This window comes from Flavobacterium sp. PLA-1-15, assembly GCF_049060005.1.
GTDB lineage: Bacteria > Bacteroidota > Bacteroidia > Flavobacteriales > Flavobacteriaceae > Flavobacterium.
Window position 1 is genome coordinate 20303 of record NZ_JBMGQS010000013.1, and the last position, 21165, is coordinate 41467.

Sequence of the window (21165 nt, forward strand, 5' to 3'; positions counted from 1 at the left end):
CTATTCTTGTATAATTCTAACGAAGTTAATCTCATTTTTGCCATTGTGCTGAATGTCGATCAGTCGCATTTTTTTGAGTGAAGCACTCGGAACAATCAATTTTTCTGAAAATTCTTGTTTATTGAAATATTCTGAACCCAATTCATCCTTTAAGATAATGATCACTTCTACATCTTCAGCTAATATCTTCTGGAGTTGCACTTTTCGTGTTTGCCAATCTTTAATGTCAGATTTCATAAAAGCTTTCAGCATCATTGCATAATCATCTGGTTGTAAAACAATATCCGATTGAGAATCTTTATCTACAACAATCGTTTTTTCTTTATAATAAGGACTCTTCAATAAGATTTTGGTTTTTCCTTTTGAAATTTTTATTTCCGAATTGACAATTTCAATTGGTTTCTCCCTTTCGTCTTCAAGTACTGTCGCTCTTATTTCGTCACTTTCAATCTTTTTGTTTGTAAAAGCATCCTTGATTATAATTGTTTTTGATTCTGTCCTAAATTGATAAAAGAAATAAGTTGCAATTCCTATCAAAATAATTCCAAGAACAACCCAGATTCCGGTTTTCGGTTTTCTTTTAATCGACTTATTTTCCTTAATGCTTTCTTTTTTGTTTTTAAATAAGTATTCATCCCAACCGGAATAACCAACCAATTGCGATAAAATATCTAACATATCTTTTCGTGGCAACTTCGGATTATCTTCTGGTTTCAGATGTGTGTAAATCCACTTTTCGCTCACTCTTTGATTGGTCTTATTTTCAATTAAATCGATAAGATTCAAAATGTCTTGTGAAGTAAATGTCTTCCAGGTTCCTTCAAAATAAGGATGTTGCTTTTTGTAGGTCAAAAGCACATCGGTTTTAAGGAGTTGGAAAATTTCTAATGGATTCATTTATAAATACTCATTCAAAAGTAAAAATAGGTTGCTATAATTTGCTGTAAACCTACTGTAAAAGTATTGAAAAATCTTTACAGTGCGATGCAAGCCGTTTTACCAAAGCATTTTTGGCGAGTGTAAGTACTATTGCTCCATATTAATTTTAAAATCTATAAATATGAAAACGAAAGTATTTTTTTTAAACCAAAAATTTCAATCGGTTATTGTGCTGTGTTTGTTTGCGGTTTTCAATCTTCAAGCTCAAGTAAGTGGCAATCAGGTGTATCGAAATAGCAACTATAATAGTGAACATGGTACGTTTCCTGTAAATAATGTAATTTCTGTTAATGATAATATGCTTTCTGTGACAGTTAAAATATTGATGAACAAAAAAGCAGATGGATTTGTGATTACTTTAGGTTTGAATGAAGAAGACGAAACTGTGTCGGGCTGTAATAAAAAAATCAATACGCGAATTTCCGGTTTGTTGGATAAATTGAAAACACTTGGCATTAAAAAGGAAGCGGTATATGTTGATTTCATTTCTCAAACCAAAATTTATGATTATTCAGTTGCTGATTTGAATGCACAACAAATCGAAAAGGGATTTGAAATCAAAAAGAACATCATCATCACCACTTCAAATGTTGATAATTTGGAAAAGATTATTGCTTTCGCATCAGATTATGAAATTCATGATGTAATTAAAGTTGAATATTATAATGAGAACTCCAACGCAATTCATGATGCGCTTTTTGATGATGCTTTGCTATTGGCCGAAGCTAAAAAAGCCAAATACATTAAATCATTTGGAAAAAGAATTCTAGGAACTCCAAATGCAACCGAAGAATTTGCAGTAGTTTTTCCGAAAACACAGTATAAAAGTTATCAGGCATTCGAGTCTGCAGAAATTGAATCAAATTCAGCTAGTAGGAATCAATATTTAAAAAAGATCGCCAGGAAAAATAAAACGTATTATTATGACAGTGTTTCAACTGCTGGTTTTGACAAAGTAGTCAATTCCAACCAAACAGAAGTAGGGATTCAATATATAATGACTTTGACAGTAAGCTTTAAAATTGACACATCCATTTAAGTATAAATTGAATAAAAAAAAACCCTTGCTTCTCAGCCAAGGGTTTTTATCTTACTACTTAATACTAAAATCTTAATACTAATATCTGTAATATTCAGGTTTAAACGGACCTTGAACTTCAACTCCAATGTAAGCTGCTTGGTCTTCTCTCAAAGTTTCCAATTCAACTCCCAATTTTGCCAAGTGCAAAGCAGCCACTTTTTCATCTAAATGTTTTGGCAACATGTAAACTTCATTTTTGTAAGCGGCACTGTTTTTCCATAATTCGATTTGAGCCAAAGTTTGATTAGTAAATGAGTTACTCATTACAAAACTTGGGTGACCTGTAGCACAACCAAGGTTTACCAAACGACCTTCAGCCAAAATGATGATATCGTTTCCAGCAATTGTATATTTATCAACCTGAGGTTTGATTTCGATTTTTGAAGCACCGTGGTTTTTGTTCAACCAAGCCATATCGATTTCATTATCAAAGTGACCGATGTTACAAACAACAGTCTTGTCTTTCATCTTCTCGAAGTGAGAACCAAGAACGATGTCTTTGTTTCCAGTAGTCGTGATGATGATATCCGCATTAGCGATAACCGTGTCTAATTTTTTCACTTCATAACCATCCATTGCAGCTTGAAGCGCACAGATTGGGTCGATTTCAGTAACCGTTACGATAGAACCAGCACCTCTGAACGAAGCCGCAGTTCCTTTTCCAACGTCACCGTATCCGCAAACTACAACTCTTTTTCCAGCCAACATCAAGTCAGTTGCACGACGAACAGCATCTACAGCCGATTCTTTACAACCGTATTTGTTGTCGAATTTAGATTTAGTAACCGAATCATTTACATTGATTGCAGGCATTGGCAAAGTTCCAGCCTTCATTCTTTCATAAAGTCTGTGAACACCAGTAGTCGTTTCTTCAGAAAGACCTTTGATTCCAGCAACCAATTCTGGGTAACGATCGATAACCATATTGGTCAAATCTCCACCATCATCCAAAATCATGTTCAAAGGCTGACGATCTTCTCCAAAGAACAAAGTCTGCTCGATACACCAGTCAAAAGACTCTTCGTCAAGACCTTTCCAAGCATAAACCTGAATTCCAGCAGCAGCAATTGCAGCAGCAGCCTGATCTTGAGTTGAGAAAATATTACAAGAAGACCAAGTAACTTCTGCTCCAAGAGCAATCAAAGTTTCAATCAAAACCGCAGTTTGAATTGTCATGTGAAGACAACCCGCAATTCTAGCACCTTTTAACGGCTGCTCGTCTTTATATTCAGCTCTTAAAGCCATCAAACCTGGCATTTCAGCTTCGGCCAATTCAATCTCTTTTCTTCCCCAAGCCGCTAGCGAAATATCTTTCACTTTATAGGCTACAAAAGGCAAAGTTTGTGTACTCATCTATTTTATATTTGTATTAGCTAAAAAATTTTTGCAAATTTACGGAATTACTTTTTATTAAAAATAGCAATCAGAATTATTTAATAGATGTTTAATAAGTTAATGCTTTGAAAAACAACAATATATTTTTTTTGAAGCTATTCCTGCTATCCGCTGTATCTTTTCCTCGTCCCGAAGCTTCGGGAGAAACGAGAAAAAGGATGCCGCTTCTATCAGGGCTAAAACCCCGTACACAAGATGCCATTATACAAAACAACAGCATTTGATTCCGAAACAACCATATTCGTTTGGGAAATAACCGAAACATTCGAGGACCTTTTTGATCAGGTTCTGCTGACTGATACAAATCTCATCAGACTCAATAACATGAAATCTGAAATGCACCAAAGAGGATTCTTAAGCGTGAGGATGTTGCTTCAATATGCTGGATATTCAGATACTGATTTGTATTATGATGAATTTGGAAAACCGCATCTTTCGGATGGAAAACATATTTCCGTGACGCATTCTTTTGGTTTTTCCTCCATTATAATCAGCAATAAGAATACCGGTATCGATATCGAATTGCAACGTGAAAAAATCCTTTTGATTGCCGATAAGTTTATTGACACCGAATTTGATTTCCTAGAAAAAGAAGCCGATGATTACATTCGAAAACTGACCGTAATTTGGGGCGTAAAAGAATCGATATTCAAAATTCAAAATGAAGTTGGAATCAGCTTTAAAGACCATATTTCGGTTTTTCCGTTTGAAATTAGCGACGGTAAAACAAGCGCAATATTGACATTTGCTAATTTGAACAAAGAGTTTACTATTTATTTCGAAGAAATAGAGAATTTTACTTTGGTATATGCCTTCGAAAAAAATTAAAATGAGCGAGATCTATTCTGAAATCTTAAAAGCAAAATCTGAGAAGAGAAAATTGCTTGCCATTCTACTCGATCCGGACAAAATTGATTGGGAATCTATCGATGATTTGGTTTCTAAAATCAATCAATCTCCAGCAACACACATTTTTATAGGCGGAAGCCTTGTCTTCTCCAACAAAATAGATGAATTGGTTTTGAAAATCAAAGAGAACTGCAATCTTCCGATGGTGTTATTTCCCGGAAATCCTTCGCAAATTTCAAATGAAGCCGATGGCATTTTATTTCTTTCGCTAATTTCAGGGAGAAATCCTGATTATCTGATAGAACATCAAGTGAAGGCGGTTCCAATCTTAAAGAAATCAAAGCTAGAGATTATTTCAACTGGTTATATCTTGATTGATGGCGGATGCGAAACTGCAGTTTCAAGAGTGAGCCAAACCCAACCGATTTCCAGAGATAACCCTGAAGAAGTACTCCATACGGCTCAAGGCGGAGAAATGTTAGGAAACAAATTGATCTATCTTGAAGCAGGTAGCGGTGCGAATTTGGCTGTACCTTCAGAAATAATCGAATTGGTGTCTCAAAACATAGAAATTCCATTAATTGTAGGTGGCGGCATCAAATCACAAGATGGGATCCAAAAAGCTTATGATCATGGAGCGGATTTGGTTGTTATTGGAACAGCATTTGAAAATGATAACAATTTTTTCAACATAGAACAAGCATAAATATCATTTTTAGTTGTAGTTTCACTCACCCAAATTTTAAACCCAAAATGATTGATTTTTTTCTTGATGCCTACAAAAGCAAAACGACCTTAGATATTGTTTTAGAAGCGATTGTTTTCTTTTTTGGAATTATAAGCGTTTATTATGCCAAGAAAGAAAATATACTCGTTTACCCAACTGGGATAATCGCCACAGTATTGACGGTTTACCTTCTTTATATAGCAGGTTATTTTGCAGATATGACCATAAATATCTATTTTTCGATAATGAGTATTTACGGCTGGATCAATTGGTCGAGGATGAAGGAAGGAAAACCAGCAATTCATATATCCAGAACCACCACTCGTGAAAAAGTTATCGGGGTTTTATTATTTTTCGTTACTATTGCGGTCACTTTTCTTGTGTACCATATTTTTGGCCAGGAAATTAATCCCGAAAACTATATCGACATTTTTACATCGGGGATATTTTTTACTGGAATGTGGTACATGGCAATGAAGAAAATTGAGAATTGGACTTTGTGGATTATTGGCGATTTGATTGCAGTTCCACTTTATGGATATAGAGGATTGGGGATGCTGTCTTTACAATATATAATTTTTACAATTTTGGCTATTTTAGCTTATTTAGAATGGAGGAAAATCTTAAACAACAGCCAACAGATATAATAAAGATTGCAATGTTTGGTCCTGAAAGCACAGGAAAAACAACATTAGCAAAGCAACTTGCAGACCACTTTCAAACAGTTTGGACTCCCGAGTTTGCACGCGAATATTTGCAGGAAAAATGGAATTCTTCGCAAGAAATATGCACTCCAGAAGATTTACTTCCAATAGCGATTGGACAAATAAAATTGGAAAATGATTCTCTCATTACTGCCAATAATTACCTTTTTTGCGATACCAATTTGATGGTTACAAAAGTGTTTTCGGAAATACATTATAATTTCTGTGATCCTATTTTAGATAAAGCAGCGTCAAAGCACAAATATGATTTGTTTTTTCTGACCGACATTGACGTTCCTTGGACAAAAGACGATTTAAGGGACAGCCCAACTGAAAGAGAAAACACATTCAATACTTTTAAAAACGCATTAAAGGAACATAAAAAACCATTTGTAATTATTTCAGGAACACCCGAAGAACGTTTTAGCAAATCACTGAAAATCCTTTCCGATTTAGAAAAGGCAAAATCCGCTGGACTTTCTTCATCAGATTTTGCTCAGATATACAATTATGGTGTAGAAATAGATACGGTTTTGAAGCATCTGTCTATTTTCGAGAAAGGAATATCTAAAACCATATTAGATAGGGCAGCGGTTGTCAATGATGGCATTGTGAAATTATCCGTTGATGATTTTAAAGGACTCGAAAGTTTTTTTGATTCAAAAAAGGACAGTTTAAAACTCAAAAAATTTGTTCCGGCTTCTGGAGCAGCAAGTAGAATGTTCAAGTTCTTGTTAGAATTCTTGAATGATTTTAAGGTAAATGAAGAATCCATAAATGCATATATCAATAGAAAAAATGATACTTCACTGACGATCTTTTTAGCAGGTCTTGAAAAATATCCTTTTTATGAAGAAATTGATGATGTGCTTCAAAAAAACTATTCCAATTACAAGCATTGGAACAAGGATTTGAAGGATTTTTATTTTATAAAAACCTTATTATCACCTAAGTATTTAAACTTTGCAAGTAAGCCAAAAGGGATTTTACCTTTCCATAAATACGAAAATTATACTGCCACTCCAGTGGAAGAACATTTGAATGAATCTGCTGTTTATGCAAGTTCAAACAATGCTTCATTCTTACATTTCACAGTTTCAGAGGAGCATCAAATAGCATTTCAAGAAATAATAAATAACGTAAAACATAAGGTTGAGAAACAATCCGGTGTTGAAATAAACATTAAGTTCTCCTATCAAAATAAAGCTACCGATACGATAGCGGTAAATGCCGAAAATACACCTTTTAGAGATGAAAAAGGGAAACTTGTTTTTCGTCCAGGAGGTCACGGCGCCTTGATTGACAACCTGAATAACCTGGATGCAGATATTATTTTTATTAAAAATATTGACAATGTCATTCAGAATCATATACAAGAAATTTCCTTGTATAAAAAGGCCTTGGCCGGAATTTTAATTACGTTACAGGAGCAGGTTTTTACTTATTTGAATAAATTAGATTCGAATAAAATTACTGAAAAGGATATTGATGAAATCGTCACTTTTGTGAAAAGCAAGCTTAATAATGGTATTGTTTCAGATTTTCAGAAATATACTTTAGAAAATAAAATCATTTATATAAAAGAAATACTAAACCGACCAATTCGCATTTGTGGAATGGTCAAAAACGAAGGCGAACCTGGAGGAGGTCCTTTCTGGGTTAAAGGTAATGACGGACACATTTCGTTACAGATTGTTGAGTCCTCTCAAGTTGACGCCAATAATCCAGATCAAGTTAGGATTATGAAAACGGCCACACACTTCAATCCGGTTGATTTAATTTGTGGTATAAAAAATTACAAAGGAGAAAAATTCGAATTGACTGAATTTGTAGATCACAACAGCGGATTTATTGTAGAGAAAAATAAAGATGGACGCGCTTTAAAGGCCTACGAATTGCCAGGATTATGGAACGGCGCAATGGCAAAATGGATTACTATTTTTGTGGAAGTTCCGCTGATTACATTCAATCCCGTAAAAACAGTGAACGATTTACTTAAACCTGCTCATCAGCCACAATAATTTTGGACAAGGAAAAAATTATATCAGAATTAAAGTTCAAGGCCGTTCGAAGCAGTGGTGCTGGAGGACAAAACGTGAACAAGGTTTCTTCAAAAGTCATTTTATCATTTGATTTGATGTCTTCCGAAGGACTTTCTGAAGAAGAAAAACTACAGCTCGAAAGCAAATTAGCCTCCCGATTGACAAGCGAAAATATTCTTATTTTAAACTGTGATGAAGACCGAAGTCAGCTAAAAAACAAGGAAATCGTCACTAAAAGATTCCTGCAAATCATTTCGCAAGGACTTGTTGTTCCGAAAATAAGAAAAGCAACAAAAATCCCTAAATCGGTTATTAGGAAAAGATTAAAGGACAAAAAAAACAATTCTGAAATCAAGCAAAACAGGCGTAAACCAGATTTTTAATTTTTTTTAAATCCTAATTCATAATCCACAATTTATAAGTAGTTTTGCGCTGTCTCAAAGGGGTGCTCAAATAACGAGCTGAGATTATACCCAAAGAACCTGGGCGGGTAATGCTGCCAAGGGAAAAAACGACAAAATTCTTGGAGTGCACACTAAGAAAATGCCGTAGAACAATCAATTTAATTTTAACAACAGAATAATTACCCCTTTTATTCGTAAATTTTTACGAATGAAAACTTTATTCAAATTACCGAACCTTCAGGGTTCAAACAAGCGAAAGAACTTTCTTTTTTCTTCGCTTCTTCTAACTTCGTTCTGTGCTTTTTCTCAGGAAACACAAAAAGACTCCACAAAAGTCAACCAGCTCGACGAAGTCTTGGTTTCGGCTGTGAGAGTCACGACGCAAACTCCGGTAACGTTCAGCAACATTTCCAAAGAAGAACTTCAAAAGAGAAATCTTGGTCAGGATATTCCAATCTTGTTGAATTTCCTTCCATCTGTTGTAACGACTACAGATGCAGGAAATGGTTTTGGATATTCTGGAATCCGTGTTCGTGGTAGCGATGCAAGCCGTGTGAATGTTACGGTAAACGGAATTCCATACAACGATGCCGAAAGTCAGGGAACTTTTTGGGTCAACATGCCCGATTTTGCTTCTTCGGTAGAGAATATTCAATTGCAACGTGGTGTCGGAACTTCTACAAACGGTTCGGGAGCATTCGGCGCAAGCCTTAATCTCTTGACGGATGCAACTTCCAAGGAAGCTTCTGCAGAAATTTCAAATTCTTTCGGAAGTTTTAATTCCAGAAAACATACCGTAAAATTCGGAACTGGATTGATGAACGATCATTTTGAAGTGGCGGGTCGTGTTTCAAATATTCAATCGGATGGTTTTATCGACAGAGCATCGTCAAATTTGAGATCTTACTTTTTACAGGGAACATATTCAAGCGAAAATACTTTGATCAAGGCTTTGGTTTTTGGAGGAAAGCAAACAACTTATCAGGCCTGGAATGGTTTGGAAGATCCTAAAAAGCTCAAAAACGACAGAACCTACAATACTGCTGGAGAGTATGTGGATGACAATGGTGTAACCCGTTTCTATGACAATGAAGTTGATAATTACGACCAGGATCATTATCAATTGCATTGGAACCAGAAATGGAATTCTAACTGGAGCACAAATTTGGCTTTTCATTATACCATCGGAAAAGGATATTTTGAAAACTACAAATCTGGAGAAGATGTCGCAGATTATGGTTTGGAACCCCAAACAATTGATGGTATTTTGATTGATAATTCAGACTTAATAAGACGTAAATGGCTCGATAATGATTTTTATGGAACCACTTTTTCAACCAATTATAAAAATGAAAAGGTTGATTTTATTTTAGGTGGAGGTTACAATAAATACGAAGGAAAGCATTTTGGTAATGTACTTTGGACAAGAAGCATCATTTTGCCCGAATATAATTTCAAATACTACGATGATTTTTCAACGAAGACGGACTTCAATATTTTTGCAAAAATAAATTACAAATTGACTGAAAAATTCAGCCTTTTCGGTGATTTGCAATACAGGAATGTAAATTTTTCTGCAAATGGGAATGATACTGGATTGGTGGACGACAGTTTTGATTTCTTCAATCCAAAAGCGGGTTTGACCTACACGGTTAACGACAACAATAATATTTATTTCTCGTATGCAAGAGCGAATCGCGAACCAAACAGAAATGATTACGAGTCTGGAAATCCAAAACCAGAAAAAATGAATGATTTTGAGCTGGGATGGAGATACAGTACGCCAAAGGCAAAGCTGAATATCAATGGATATTTCATGCAATACAAAGATCAATTGGTCTTAACGGGTGAATTGAACGATGTTGGAGCTCCAGTTCGCGAAAACAGTGGCGACAGTTACAGATTAGGTTTAGAAATTGATGCAGCTTTGTATCTTACAGAAAAATTCATCCTCCGTCCGAATATGACGTTGAGTAGCAATAAAAACAAAGATTTCGTATTTCAAAGAGATGGTGTTTTGCAAAATCTTGGCGATACCAATATTGCTTTTTCGCCAAGTGTAATCTTTGGAAATGCACTTACATTCTTACCAATAAAAAATATGCAGATAACATTTCTTAACAAATATGTTGGCGAGCAATACATGGGAAATATAGATTCTAAAGCTTCAAAATTAGACGCTTATGCCGTAAGTGATTTAAGCTTTTCGTATGAAATTCAAACAAAAAGCATTTTCAAATCAATTATTATCTCGGCCCTTGTGAATAATATTTTTGATTATGAATACGAAAGTAATGGTTATTTCTACACTTTCGATGATAATTGGACCGATCCAAGCCAAGTAACCACAATGGAAGGTGCCGGTTATTATCCTCAAGCTGGAATCAATTTCCTAGCCGGATTGACTTTGAAATTTTAATAATTTGACTTAGTTTTTTTGAAAATCCTGACGGCTTTTGTTGTCAGGATTTTTAATTTGAAATTCGTATCAAATCAGTTCCCATAATTTCAACGCGATATGGTTTCATCGTATATTCTCCACTTCCGTCCATACTCACGCCTGTAAACAAACTATATTCAATATCGTCACAAGGACATTTTGCAACGATACCATTTAATTCCATAACGGGACAAGTAGTAGGCCTTTGATCTGGACAATTTGCATCCCAAGCTCTGTAATCTGTATCCGAAATTTTCATTACGATCAAGACAGGATTTTGACCAAAACTTGGAATTTTCATAGGATTCATAGCCGATTTTAAAGCGCTATAAGTCGGCAAGTTAGCATTGATTGTAATGGAAAAATTATAATTTGGAATATTAGGATTTCTATTTCTAACACTGTCGCTAGAACAGCTCAAAGAAAGTATGATTACGGTAATAGCAAGCAGTAATTTTTTCATTAGAAAATTTTTCATAATAATAGGACAAACAAATTTAAATTATTTAACTTTGGATTGTATATGATTAACATATAATTATAGACTAAAAACAAAATATACTATCTTTGTGGAAAGAAATCCCGTCCTGATGGGATTTTTTCTATTTATATAAATGAGGAAATTATGAGTAACGTATCGTATTATACTGCAGAAGGATTAAAAAAATTGAAGGACGAGCTGGAACAACTTAAGAGTGTCGAACGTCCAAGAGCGTCACAAGCAATTGCGGAAGCAAGAGATAAAGGAGATTTGTCGGAAAATGCAGAATACGATGCTGCAAAGGAAGCGCAAGGACTTTTGGAGATGAAAATCAGCAAGATGGAAGAAGTATATTCTAATGCCAGACTTATTGATGAATCACAATTGGATGTGTCCAAAGTTTTGGTTTTATCGAATGTAAAAATCAAAAACCAAACCAATGGAATGGAAATGAAATATACATTGGTAGCTGAAAGTGAAGCCGATTTAAAAACCGGAAAAATATCAGTGACTTCTCCCATTGGGAAAGGTTTGCTTGGGAAATCCGTTGGTGAAATTGCCGAAATTACGGTTCCAAATGGTGTTTTGAAATTCGAAATCTTAGAAATATCTAGAGACTAAAGCTTTAATTGGTTAATCGGTAATTTGGTTAATCGATTTCGATGAAATAAATAAACAAATCAACGAATCAATAAAAAAATGGCTTCTATTTTCACGAAAATAATCAACGGAGAAATTCCAGCTTATAAAATAACCGAAGACGAAAATTTCCTGGCTTTTCTGGATGTAAATCCAAATGCAAAAGGTCATACACTTTGTATTCCGAAACAAGAAATCAATAAGATTTTTGATATCGAGGAGGATTTGTATGTAGAATTGATGAAGTTTTCTAGAAAAGTAGCAATCGCTTTGGAGAAAACCGTTCCGTGCAAAAGAGTTGGTATGGCGGTTGTAGGGCTTGAAGTGCCACACGCACACGTTCACTTAATTCCGTTGAATGAAATGGATGAAATGCGATTCGTAAACAAAGTCAAATTAGAAAAAGAAGAATTTGAAGCATTGGCCTTAGCGATTAAAAATAATCTTTAATACAAAAAAGGGAACTCAAATGAGTTCCCTTTTTTTTTGGCTTTACTTCCATCTTAAACTTTCCATCAAGTTCTGCAAATCATTTCGTACATAGCTCGTAGCCGGCATAATCGAATCGAAATTCGGCTTAGCATAAAAATATACGGAGCAATCTATGAAATGCCTTGTACTATCGGTAACATAGAATCGTGTGTTGGTCGCCGCGTTTCCGTTTACTTGATAAAGCATACCAAAAACTTTATTCTTTGCATTCAAGAAAGGCATTTCGGTAATATCATCGGCCTTTACAACGTGTTTATAGGTCAGTTTTTGTGCATCTGCCAAAAGGCTGTCTATGTTGTTCCTAACGGGTTTATAAGTAAGATAAATGGTTGCCTTCATCTTCGGATAATTGATGGACAAGTTGCAACCGTCGTTTTGCTTTACGCTTCCTTCAGTATTTACGTCAAACGTAAACGGACAATCGGTTTCGTAATGCGCATATTCAGCTTCCGGATAATCCAATCGCAACTGGCTGGCTGGTTTGGGCAATACATCATCCTTGCAACTTACCACACAAAGAAAAACCGTTGCAAACAAAGCTCCCGATATGATTTTTTTTAGCATTCTGTTTTAATTTTTAGTTAAGCGTGACCTTAACCTGTTTTATTCTTTTTTTATCTACCGTTTCGATGGTAAAAATACAATCCTCAAAATTAACCTTTTGTCCTTTCTTCGGAAAATTACCTAAAATTTCTAAAATTAATCCGGCCAGGGTTTCCGCTTCGCCTTTTTTATCTTCAAAAACGTCTTCGTTTACTGAAACAATCCTATAGAAATCTTTTAAATATATTTTTCCTTCGAAGAGAAAATTCTTTTCGTCGATTTGGGAGAAATTAATATTCTCATCGTCGAATTCGTCGCTTATATCTCCTACAATTTCTTCGATAACATCTTCTAGAGAAACCAATCCTGATGTTCCACCATATTCATCGACCACAACAGCAAGATGACTTTTCATTCCCTGAAAGTCTTTTAAAAGATTATCTAGCTTTTTATTTTCGGGCACAAAGAATGGCGCTCTTATTAAGGTGTTCCAGTCAAATTCTTTCTTATCGATGTGCGGAATCAAATCTTTGACAAACAGAACGCCTTCGATATGGTCGATATTGTCCCGATAGATCGGAATTCTAGAAAAACCCTTTTCCACAATCTTTGGAAAAATTTCCTCAAAGTTTTCATCAATTTCCAAAGCAAAAATATCAATCCTCGGGCTCATAACCTGCTTTGTATCGGTATTTCCGAAAGAAATGATTCCTTCCAGAATTTTCTGCTCGTCTGAGGAAGTTTCGTCAGAAGAAGTCAATTCTAAAGCCTGTGACAATTGATCTACCGAAATATTGGATTTTTGTTTGCCTATTTTTTTTTGAAGATACAAGGTCAGTGAACGCATTGGCAAGCTTACAGGCGAAAGCAATTTATCCAGAAGTAAAATAGGATGAGCAAAAGTGAGGGCAAATTTTATATTGTTTCTGCTGGCATATACTTTTGGCAACACTTCTCCAAAAAACAAAATCATGATGGTAATGAAAATGATTTCGGCAATAAAATTTAGCGTAGGATTACTGATAAAATCAAAAATATTTCGGGCGAGGAATGAAAAAAGTACGACTATGCTGATAATTAAAAAGTTATTGGCAACAAGCAATGTTGCCAATAACTTTTTAGGCTTATCTAGTAATTGGGTGATAATTTGGATTTTCCTTGGGTTCTGAGCTGAAGCATTGTCTAAATCTTTTTGGGTCAGCGAAAAGAAAGCCACTTCTGCTCCTGAAACTATGGCTGCCAAAAGCAAGAGCAATAGTATTGCAATGAAACCAAAAATTAAATTAGCATCTGAAGTCTGAAAAAAATCTAAACTGGGAGGCTCGGAGTCCAAATTAAAAAAATTAGTTAAACAATTAGAACGGCATGTCGTTATCTGGCATCATGCTGTCGTCATAAGGCGTATTCTTTGGCGTTGGGATTGGGCTTGATTTTACACCTTCGGAATCTTTTTTCAAGTTCAGGAACGTAAATTCCGTTACTTGGATTTCGGTAGTATATTTTTGCACTCCATCCTCTGTCTGCCATTGACGGGACTTGATTCGTCCTTCAACATAAATCTTATCTCCTTTGGAAAGGTATTTTTCACAAATCTCGGCGGCCTTGTTTCTCACAACAAGATTATGCCACTCTGTAGAATTGATTTTTTCTCCTGTGCTTTTATTGATATAGGTCTCATTCGTTGCCAACGGGAATCTTCCGATGCAATTTCCTCCCTCGAAGTAATGCATTTTTACTTCGTCGCCTAGATGACCTATTAGTGTTACTTTATTTATGGTTCCGTTCATATTAAGGGGTATTTTTATAATTTCAAATATAGTAATTATTTTAAAATAAACTTTTAAACTTAAATTATTACAAAACGTTGTTATTTAATTATTTACATAAAATAAATTTAAAATATTAAGAATAAAGTATTTTCCAGTTACTAAAAATGATGATAAAAACCGTTCTCTTTTATAATTTCTTTAACATCATTGGTTCGTTTTCAAATTCTTTTCAATAAAGTTATGAATTACAATTGGAAATGGTAATATTATCAAAGATAAATGATCGATTGCTCCATCAATTCTATCATCAACTTCGACTTTCCAGAACTTGATATTCAAGTTTTGATGCGAAAGTTTGTGCATCTGAGGTTTTTCGTTCCATTCAATTATCGAAAGTATTGGATTATTGGTAAAACTGCTTTTTGCTATTTCTGCCGAAATTTCATCAAAATTAAGTTCTCTATCCGTTTCAATTAGAGGAAACTCATATAAGTTATGCCAAATTCCTTTCTCGGTTCTTTGCCGAAGTAAGGTTCTTCCTTCACTATCCTCAAAAACCAAGTAATTAAAAAACCGATTGGTCACTTTTGTTTTCTTCAACTTCACAGGAAGTTCGTTCACTTTATTGAGTTTCAAAGCCAAGCATCCTTCGTTCATTACACAAATATTGCAATCGGGATTCTTTGGAACACATTGCAAGGCACCAAATTCCATAATCGCCTGATTGAAAATCGCTGGATCGTCTTTTGGCATCAACTCAAAAGCTAATTCTTGGAATATTTTTTTAGTCGCCGGTTGCGAAATATCCGCATCGATATCAAAAACGCGCGACAATACCCGAAAAACATTTCCATCCACAACCGGAACAGCTTCATTATAGGAGAAAGAAGCAATTGCCGCAGCGGTATAATCCCCTACTCCTTTTAAGGAAAGTAAAGCTTTATAATTATCGGGGAATTTCCCATCCAATTCAAACGCCACATACTGAGCCGTTTTATGTAAATTTCTTGCACGGGAATAATAACCAAGGCCTTGCCAGAGTTTTAAGACTTCTTGCTCGGAGGCTTTCGCCAAATCAAAAACGGTTGGAAAAGCTTCTGTAAAAGCAAAAAAATAGGGCATTCCTTGGACTACTCGCGTTTGTTGGAGCATGATTTCGGAGAGCCAAATATGATATGGGTCGATGGTATTTCGCCAAGGCAAATCGCGCTTGTTTTGCAAATACCAGCTTATTAATGAGTTAGAAAAATCCATGGGTAATTTTGAGTTAACAAAAGTAAAAGTTTATGTAATTAAATTTTAGTGAATTAGCTTGATATATTGTTTTTTAAATTCATATATTTGCAACCTCAAAAAAATTAGTACATCAATATAAATTCGAAAGAAAATGACGAAAGCAGATATCGTAGCGAAAATTTCAGAAAAATTAGGTCTTGAAAAAGGAGATGTTCAGGCAACTGTTGAAACTTTTATGGAAGAAGTAAAAACTTCATTGGAAACTGGAGATAATGTTTACTTGAGAGGTTTCGGAAGCTTTATCATCAAAACTAGAGCTGAAAAAACAGGTAGAAATATCTCTAAAAACACTACAATTAAAATTCCTGCACACAATATTCCTGCTTTCAAACCTGCAAAAGTGTTTGTAGAAGGAGTAAAAACAAATAACGAAGCAAAATAAAACTAATTATTAATCACCAAAAATCGACAGATTATGCCAAGTGGTAAAAAAAGAAAGAGACATAAGGTAGCAACGCACAAACGTAAGAAAAGAGCGAGAGCTAACCGTCACAAGAAGAAAAAGTAGTTCTAAACTACTTTTTTCTTTTTAACGTTCATTGACATTTTGGATTTCAGATTTTAGATTCAGTTTTTTAGATTGCAGTTTTCATCTGCAAACTAAACACTACACCAGAAACTGACTTCCATCCGGGTACAAAAACCTGTTTAATTATTGTTTAATCCATCCCTACTCAAAGGTTCAGGGTTTTGGGTTTTAGGTTTTAGGTTTGAGCATTGGTCATCCATTTGTATAGAACCCTATACCTTACACCTTTTACCTTACACCTATTCCGTACGGATAAAAATTTACAGTGTGAATAAAGAATTAATCATCAGATCTAGTTCAGAAGCCGTAGATTTTGCCTTATTAAAAGATGGAAAACTAATTGAATTACACAAGGAAGAAGAAAAAAGCAACTTTCAGGTTGGTGATATTTTTATTGCCAAAATCAGAAAACCAGTTGCCGGGCTAAATGCCGCTTTTGTAAACGTTGGCTTCGAAAAAGATGCCTTCTTGCATTATCACGATTTAGGACCCAATTTGGCTTCCCAATTGAAATTCATCAAACTTGTTAGCACAGGTAAAATAAAAGATTTCTCCTTAAAGAACTTTCAGTTTGAGAAAGAGATTGATAAAAATGGCGTTGTAACTGATGTTCTCAGTGCCAATCAATCAATTTTAGTACAAGTCGTAAAAGAACCTATATCTACCAAAGGTCCAAGAATCAGTTCAGAGCTGTCTCTTGCAGGTAGGTTTATTGTTCTCGTTCCTTTTTCTGACAGAGTTTCGATATCACAAAAAATCGAATCCAAAGAAGAAAAAGAGCGTCTTAAACGATTAGTACAATCCATCAAGCCTAAAGGATTCGGCGTTATTGTTCGTACAGTAGCCGAAGGCAAAAAAGTCGCAGAATTAGAAAAAGACTTAGCAACATTGATCGACAGATGGTCGGGAATGTGTAAAAAATTACCAACTGCTCATCATCCATCCAAAGTGTTGGGAGAACTCAACCGAGCTTCTTCTATCCTTAGAGATGTATTCAATGACACTTTCAGTGGCATTCACATAGATGATGAAGAGTTGTTTTATCAAACGAAGGATTACCTGCATGAAATTGCACCTTCAAAACAATCAATAGTGAGGCATTATCAATCAAAGGATACGCCGATTTTCGAAAAATATAACATAGAGAAACAGATCAAAACTTCATTTGGAAAAACCGTCTCAATGAGCAAAGGTGCTTATTTGATAATTGAACACACTGAAGCTCTACACGTCATCGACGTAAACAGCGGAAACCGTTCCAATAAAGCAACCAATCAGGAAGACACAGCGCTTGAAGTCAATATGATTGCAGCCGCCGAAGTGGCACGCCAGCTTCGCCTTCGCGATATGGGCGGAATCATCGTAGTCGATTTTATCGATATGTCAGATCCAGAAAATCGCAAAGTATTGTTTGAATTTCTTCGTGAAGAAATGAGCGACGATAAAGCCAAACACAAGATTTTGCCTCCAAGTAAATTTGGATTAGTCCAGATAACTAGGCAAAGAGTCCGACCAGAAGTCAACATCAAGACCAGAGAAGAAGATCCCAACAACGAAAATGGGGAAATCGAAGCTCCAATCCTGATCATCGACAAAATTGCGTCAGACCTTGAAAGAGTATTGAAAACCCATAAAAAAGTTGTGCTTAATGTACATCCATTTGTGGCAGCATATCTATCCCAAGGATTTCCATCCATGCGTTCAAAATGGTTTTTTGAACACAAAAAATGGATTAAAATCATACCGCGTAATGCGTATACGTTCTTGGAATACCATTTCTTCGACAGAGATGGAAATGAAATAAAAGAATAAATAAGAAACCGCTTTTCGTTAGATTGGCGGTTTTTTTTATTTGCTTAAGTTATTATTTCGGTAGTTCTTTCCCTCCAATTATATCTCCTATTACTGGCACTAAATTAGGTCTATAATGTAAATAAATATCTTCCTTACCTGCTTTCAAAAAATATCGGTATTTTATTTTATTACTATCAATTTCAAACACTTTTCCTTTTGAAACTTCTTTCACTATTTCATAATACAATTCCGGATTACCTTCAATAGCGAAGAAATAAGATTTTAACCTTCCTTTATATAAACTTAAATTATATCTTATAGCGTATTTCTTATTTTTTAATTGCAGACTGTCTTTATAAGTATAATGAATATAAGGATCTTCTTTATAAACTCTATCTACTTTAGTCATCTTAATCAATTCATTTTCTTTTATTTCGGTGTTTAATCTATATTCATTAATTTTTAAAGGAGTAAAATATTTTGAAGTACAATTTGAAACTAAAACACTTAATATGATTATTAGTATTACTCTGATTCTCATTATTGCATTTTTTTTAAATATATAAAAATAAAAGTCTACATTTTTAAACTAAAGAAATCAATCACTAATAATTTCGATTTTTCTTCTAATTTCGTTCCCAAACGCATCCACAACTGTGATGTAATGAATTCCCGAACTCGGTTCGATGACCATTTCGTGGAAGGTTTTCGTTGTACCCTTAAAAACATTGTCCACATACCAATACAACTCCGTTTCCTTTTGCGAATGCGCGACTCTTAAAATTACCGGCTGAATTTCGCTGTCAAAATTCTTCGTCAGATAGATTTTACTGTTCATCTTTGGATAGATAAAATCCATCGAAACCGTTTGTGTCGCCATACAATCTTCCCGAAAAGGAGGCAACGTTTGGTACTCAATATGCTGACTTTTATAATACCATTCCATCACCGGAGGCAAAACAAACCATGTTTTAGTTACGATGTTTTCGATGTTTTCGCAACTGCTGTTTACTCGAAATTGCTGGTTTTTATCCAAATGGATCGTTTTATGATACGGACAAACAGAGGTCGTTTTTCCTTTCAGCGAAACCATCTGCTTAATTTTTGGACAATTTTCCTGTGCCAAATGACCGCTCAAACTGCAAACCTCCACTTCTTCCAAATCGTTCAAAGGTTTTGCAAACCATTTCTTTCTTGGCAACACATTAAAGACATCAAATAGAATCGGTGCGGCGCTCGAAACACCCGTCAAGGTTGGCCTTCCCTCGCCTGAAGCATTTCCAACCCAAACTCCGACCACATATCTCGAATTGGTTCCAATCGCCCAAGCATCTCGATTTCCGAAACTGGTTCCTGTTTTCCACGCAATCTTTTGCGAACTGTCGTAAAACTTCCAGGCTTCATCGCCTTCTGGTCGGTTTACTTCTTCCATTGCATTATACGTTAACCAGATTGCTCCAGCTCCTAATATTGTTTTCTGAAAGCTTTCCTTTCCGAAATCGGGTTCAAAATCATATTGATAATTCAATTCCGCAAATTCATTCTTCCTGTATTTTCCCTGATTTTTATTGAAATAATCGACGGTAGAAGACATTCCCGCGTACGTCCTGCACAAGTCCCATAAATTACTTTCTGCTCCTCCTAAAATCAACGACAAGCCGTAATGATTCGGGGGTTGTGAAATGTCTTTCAGTTTGAATTTCTGTAATTCTTCATAAAACTTATTCACGCCAAAATCCTGCAACATCAAGACTGCCGGAATATTCAAAGACCGCGACAAAGCCCGATGAGCCGGAACCGCACCATCAAATGTCAAGTTGAAATTCTCAGGAGTATAACCCGAAATCTGGGTTGGAACATCAGCAATCAAAGTGTTGGGCAAAAGCGCACCTTCATCCAGCATTGAAGCATAGAGCAATGGTTTCAAAATACTTCCCGTACTTCTTGGAGCGCCAATGATATCCACATCTTTTTGATGATTGGCATCCGTTGGAGCATTGCCCACATAGCTCATAATATTTCGGTTGGAAGCATCAATGACCAAAATCGCAAGATTGTGTACTTCGTTTTGCTTGTATTGGCTGTAATAATATTTTGCTATCTGATTGACACGGTTTTGCAAGGCAATATCAACCGTCGTTTTGACTTTTTGCCCTTCCTGATTTTTGGATATACGTTGTAATAAATGTGGTGCAATCTGTGGTAAATCAAATGGTTTTTGAGGCAATGGCTCGGCAACTGAAAGTTCATAAGTTTGCTGATCGATGATACCTTCCTTTTTCAATTTCAATAAAAGTGCATCTCGTTTTAAGCGTAATTTCTCCTGATTCTTCCCCGGGTAAATCAAACTTGGAGCATTTGGTAAAACCGCCAAAGTCGCCGTTTCCGCCCATGACAATTGATGCGATTGTACACCAAAATACCGCCAAGAAGCCATTTCTAAACCCACAACATTTCCTCCAAAAGGAGCATGACCGGCGTACAATTCTAAAATTTTATCTTTCGAATGACGGAATTCCAATCGGGTTGAAAGTACTATTTCAATTATTTTTTCAAAATACGTTCGGCTTTTTCCCTTTCTTGAAAGGCGGATTACCTGTTGCGTCAATGTACTTCCTCCACGAACAACTTTTCCCGCTTTTTGATTTTGACGAACAGCATTAAACATTGCAACGGGATTAAAACCCGGATGATTGTAGAAATATTGATCTTCAAAATAAACGATGCATTTCTTAAATTTATCAGGAACGCTGTCACTTGCAGGAAAACGCCATTGGCCGTCGCGAGCGATTTTGGCTCCTAACAATTCACCTTCCTTGCTTTCGATAACCGTGGAGTAAGGTTCTTCAAATAAAGTCCTCGGCAAGCAAAAATAATAACCAATCAAAAGCAGGAAAGCAATTGAGGATTTTATTTTGTTGCGTTTGATCCAGTTAAGGATTCTTTGAAAGAAAGTCTTTATTTTCGTTTTCATCTTTAACACGAAGACACAAAGAAGGCACAAAGCTCACGAATTCCATCGCTGTGGACTTGGTGATTTC

Annotated in this window: 20 protein-coding genes and 1 riboswitch; of the genes, 11 read left to right on the forward strand and 9 right to left on the reverse strand. The window is 35.4% G+C overall.

The annotated features are described in order from the left end of the window. On the reverse strand, positions 1-897 hold the full coding sequence (locus ACI6PS_RS09295; protein ID WP_421012286.1) for a hypothetical protein: 897 nt from the start codon (positions 895-897) through the stop codon (positions 1-3). A 163-nt stretch (positions 898-1060) separates the two neighbouring features. Here ACI6PS_RS09295 and ACI6PS_RS09300 point away from each other — a divergent pair, with 163 nt between their 5' ends. Beyond that, positions 1061-1978, forward strand: a complete 918-nt coding sequence (locus ACI6PS_RS09300; RefSeq protein WP_421012287.1) for an SIMPL domain-containing protein — start codon at positions 1061-1063, stop codon at positions 1976-1978. 78 nt (positions 1979-2056) lie between these two features. Here ACI6PS_RS09300 and ahcY read toward each other — a convergent pair whose 3' ends face one another. Then, a complete protein-coding gene (gene ahcY, locus ACI6PS_RS09305; RefSeq protein WP_421012288.1) occupies positions 2057-3373 on the reverse strand; it encodes an adenosylhomocysteinase in 1317 nt (438 codons plus the stop codon). 237 nt (positions 3374-3610) lie between these two features. On the opposite strand from ahcY, the gene ACI6PS_RS09310 reads away from it, so the two are divergent. From ACI6PS_RS09310 to ACI6PS_RS09335, 6 genes are all read left to right on the forward strand, one after another. Further along, a complete protein-coding gene (locus tag ACI6PS_RS09310; protein ID WP_421012289.1) occupies positions 3611-4243 on the forward strand; it encodes a 4'-phosphopantetheinyl transferase family protein in 633 nt (210 codons plus the stop codon). A 1-nt stretch (position 4244) separates the two neighbouring features. After that, positions 4245-4970 carry a geranylgeranylglyceryl/heptaprenylglyceryl phosphate synthase gene (locus tag ACI6PS_RS09315; protein ID WP_421012290.1) on the forward strand — a complete coding sequence of 242 codons (726 nt, stop codon included), beginning with the start codon at positions 4245-4247 and terminating at the stop codon, positions 4968-4970. A 47-nt stretch (positions 4971-5017) separates the two neighbouring features. After that, entirely contained in the window at positions 5018-5638 is a 621-nt protein-coding gene (gene pnuC, locus ACI6PS_RS09320; protein ID WP_421012291.1) for a nicotinamide riboside transporter PnuC, read from the forward strand. Then, positions 5602-7716: a DUF4301 family protein gene (locus ACI6PS_RS09325; protein WP_421012292.1), complete on the forward strand. Its 2115-nt coding sequence runs from the start codon at positions 5602-5604 to the stop codon at positions 7714-7716. The genes pnuC and ACI6PS_RS09325 overlap by 37 nt, the downstream gene beginning before the upstream one ends. 2 nt (positions 7717-7718) lie before the next feature. Then, entirely contained in the window at positions 7719-8120 is a 402-nt protein-coding gene (gene arfB / locus ACI6PS_RS09330) for an alternative ribosome rescue aminoacyl-tRNA hydrolase ArfB (RefSeq protein WP_421012293.1), read from the forward strand. 48 nt (positions 8121-8168) lie between these two features. Then, positions 8169-8261, forward strand: a riboswitch (TPP riboswitch). 88 nt (positions 8262-8349) lie between these two features. Further along, positions 8350-10560, forward strand: coding sequence for a TonB-dependent receptor (locus ACI6PS_RS09335; RefSeq protein WP_421012294.1), 2211 nt, complete (start codon positions 8350-8352; stop codon positions 10558-10560). Positions 10561-10612: 52 nt separating this feature from the next. Here the strand turns inward: ACI6PS_RS09335 and ACI6PS_RS09340 are convergent, their stop codons facing one another. Further along, positions 10613-11044, reverse strand: coding sequence for a hypothetical protein (locus tag ACI6PS_RS09340; protein WP_421012295.1), 432 nt, complete (start codon positions 11042-11044; stop codon positions 10613-10615). Positions 11045-11206: 162 nt separating this feature from the next. On the opposite strand from ACI6PS_RS09340, the gene greA reads away from it, so the two are divergent. Further along, entirely contained in the window at positions 11207-11683 is a 477-nt protein-coding gene (gene greA / locus ACI6PS_RS09345; RefSeq protein WP_421012296.1) for a transcription elongation factor GreA, read from the forward strand. Between the two features lie 78 nt (positions 11684-11761). After that, on the forward strand, positions 11762-12151 hold the full coding sequence (locus ACI6PS_RS09350; RefSeq protein ID WP_421012297.1) for an HIT family protein: 390 nt from the start codon (positions 11762-11764) through the stop codon (positions 12149-12151). A gap of 42 nt (positions 12152-12193) precedes the next feature. Here the strand turns inward: ACI6PS_RS09350 and gldD are convergent, their stop codons facing one another. From gldD to mutY, 4 genes are all read right to left on the reverse strand, one after another. Further along, positions 12194-12757, reverse strand: coding sequence for a gliding motility lipoprotein GldD (gldD, locus tag ACI6PS_RS09355; protein WP_421012298.1), 564 nt, complete (start codon positions 12755-12757; stop codon positions 12194-12196). A 13-nt stretch (positions 12758-12770) separates the two neighbouring features. Further along, positions 12771-14069, reverse strand: coding sequence for a gliding motility-associated protein GldE (locus ACI6PS_RS09360; protein ID WP_421012299.1), 1299 nt, complete (start codon positions 14067-14069; stop codon positions 12771-12773). A gap of 22 nt (positions 14070-14091) precedes the next feature. Beyond that, the gene (locus ACI6PS_RS09365) at positions 14092-14523 is read right to left on the reverse strand and encodes a single-stranded DNA-binding protein (protein ID WP_421012300.1); all 432 of its coding nucleotides are present in this window, start codon (positions 14521-14523) and stop codon (positions 14092-14094) included. Positions 14524-14709: 186 nt separating this feature from the next. Further along, a complete protein-coding gene (mutY, locus tag ACI6PS_RS09370) occupies positions 14710-15759 on the reverse strand; it encodes an A/G-specific adenine glycosylase (protein WP_421012301.1) in 1050 nt (349 codons plus the stop codon). 133 nt (positions 15760-15892) lie between these two features. Here mutY and ACI6PS_RS09375 point away from each other — a divergent pair, with 133 nt between their 5' ends. Together ACI6PS_RS09375 and ACI6PS_RS09380 are read left to right on the forward strand one after the other, a co-directional pair. Then, complete coding sequence (locus ACI6PS_RS09375; protein WP_026703531.1) at positions 15893-16183, forward strand: HU family DNA-binding protein; 291 nt, start codon at positions 15893-15895, stop codon at positions 16181-16183. 414 nt (positions 16184-16597) lie between these two features. After that, positions 16598-18142: an Rne/Rng family ribonuclease gene (locus ACI6PS_RS09380; RefSeq protein ID WP_421012302.1), complete on the forward strand. Its 1545-nt coding sequence runs from the start codon at positions 16598-16600 to the stop codon at positions 18140-18142. A 52-nt stretch (positions 18143-18194) separates the two neighbouring features. Here ACI6PS_RS09380 and ACI6PS_RS09385 read toward each other — a convergent pair whose 3' ends face one another. Together ACI6PS_RS09385 and pbpC are read right to left on the reverse strand one after the other, a co-directional pair. Then, positions 18195-18665, reverse strand: coding sequence for a hypothetical protein (locus ACI6PS_RS09385; protein WP_421012303.1), 471 nt, complete (start codon positions 18663-18665; stop codon positions 18195-18197). Positions 18666-18722: 57 nt separating this feature from the next. After that, entirely contained in the window at positions 18723-21098 is a 2376-nt protein-coding gene (gene pbpC, locus ACI6PS_RS09390) for a penicillin-binding protein 1C (RefSeq protein WP_421012304.1), read from the reverse strand. Positions 21099-21165: the final 67 nt, after the last annotated feature.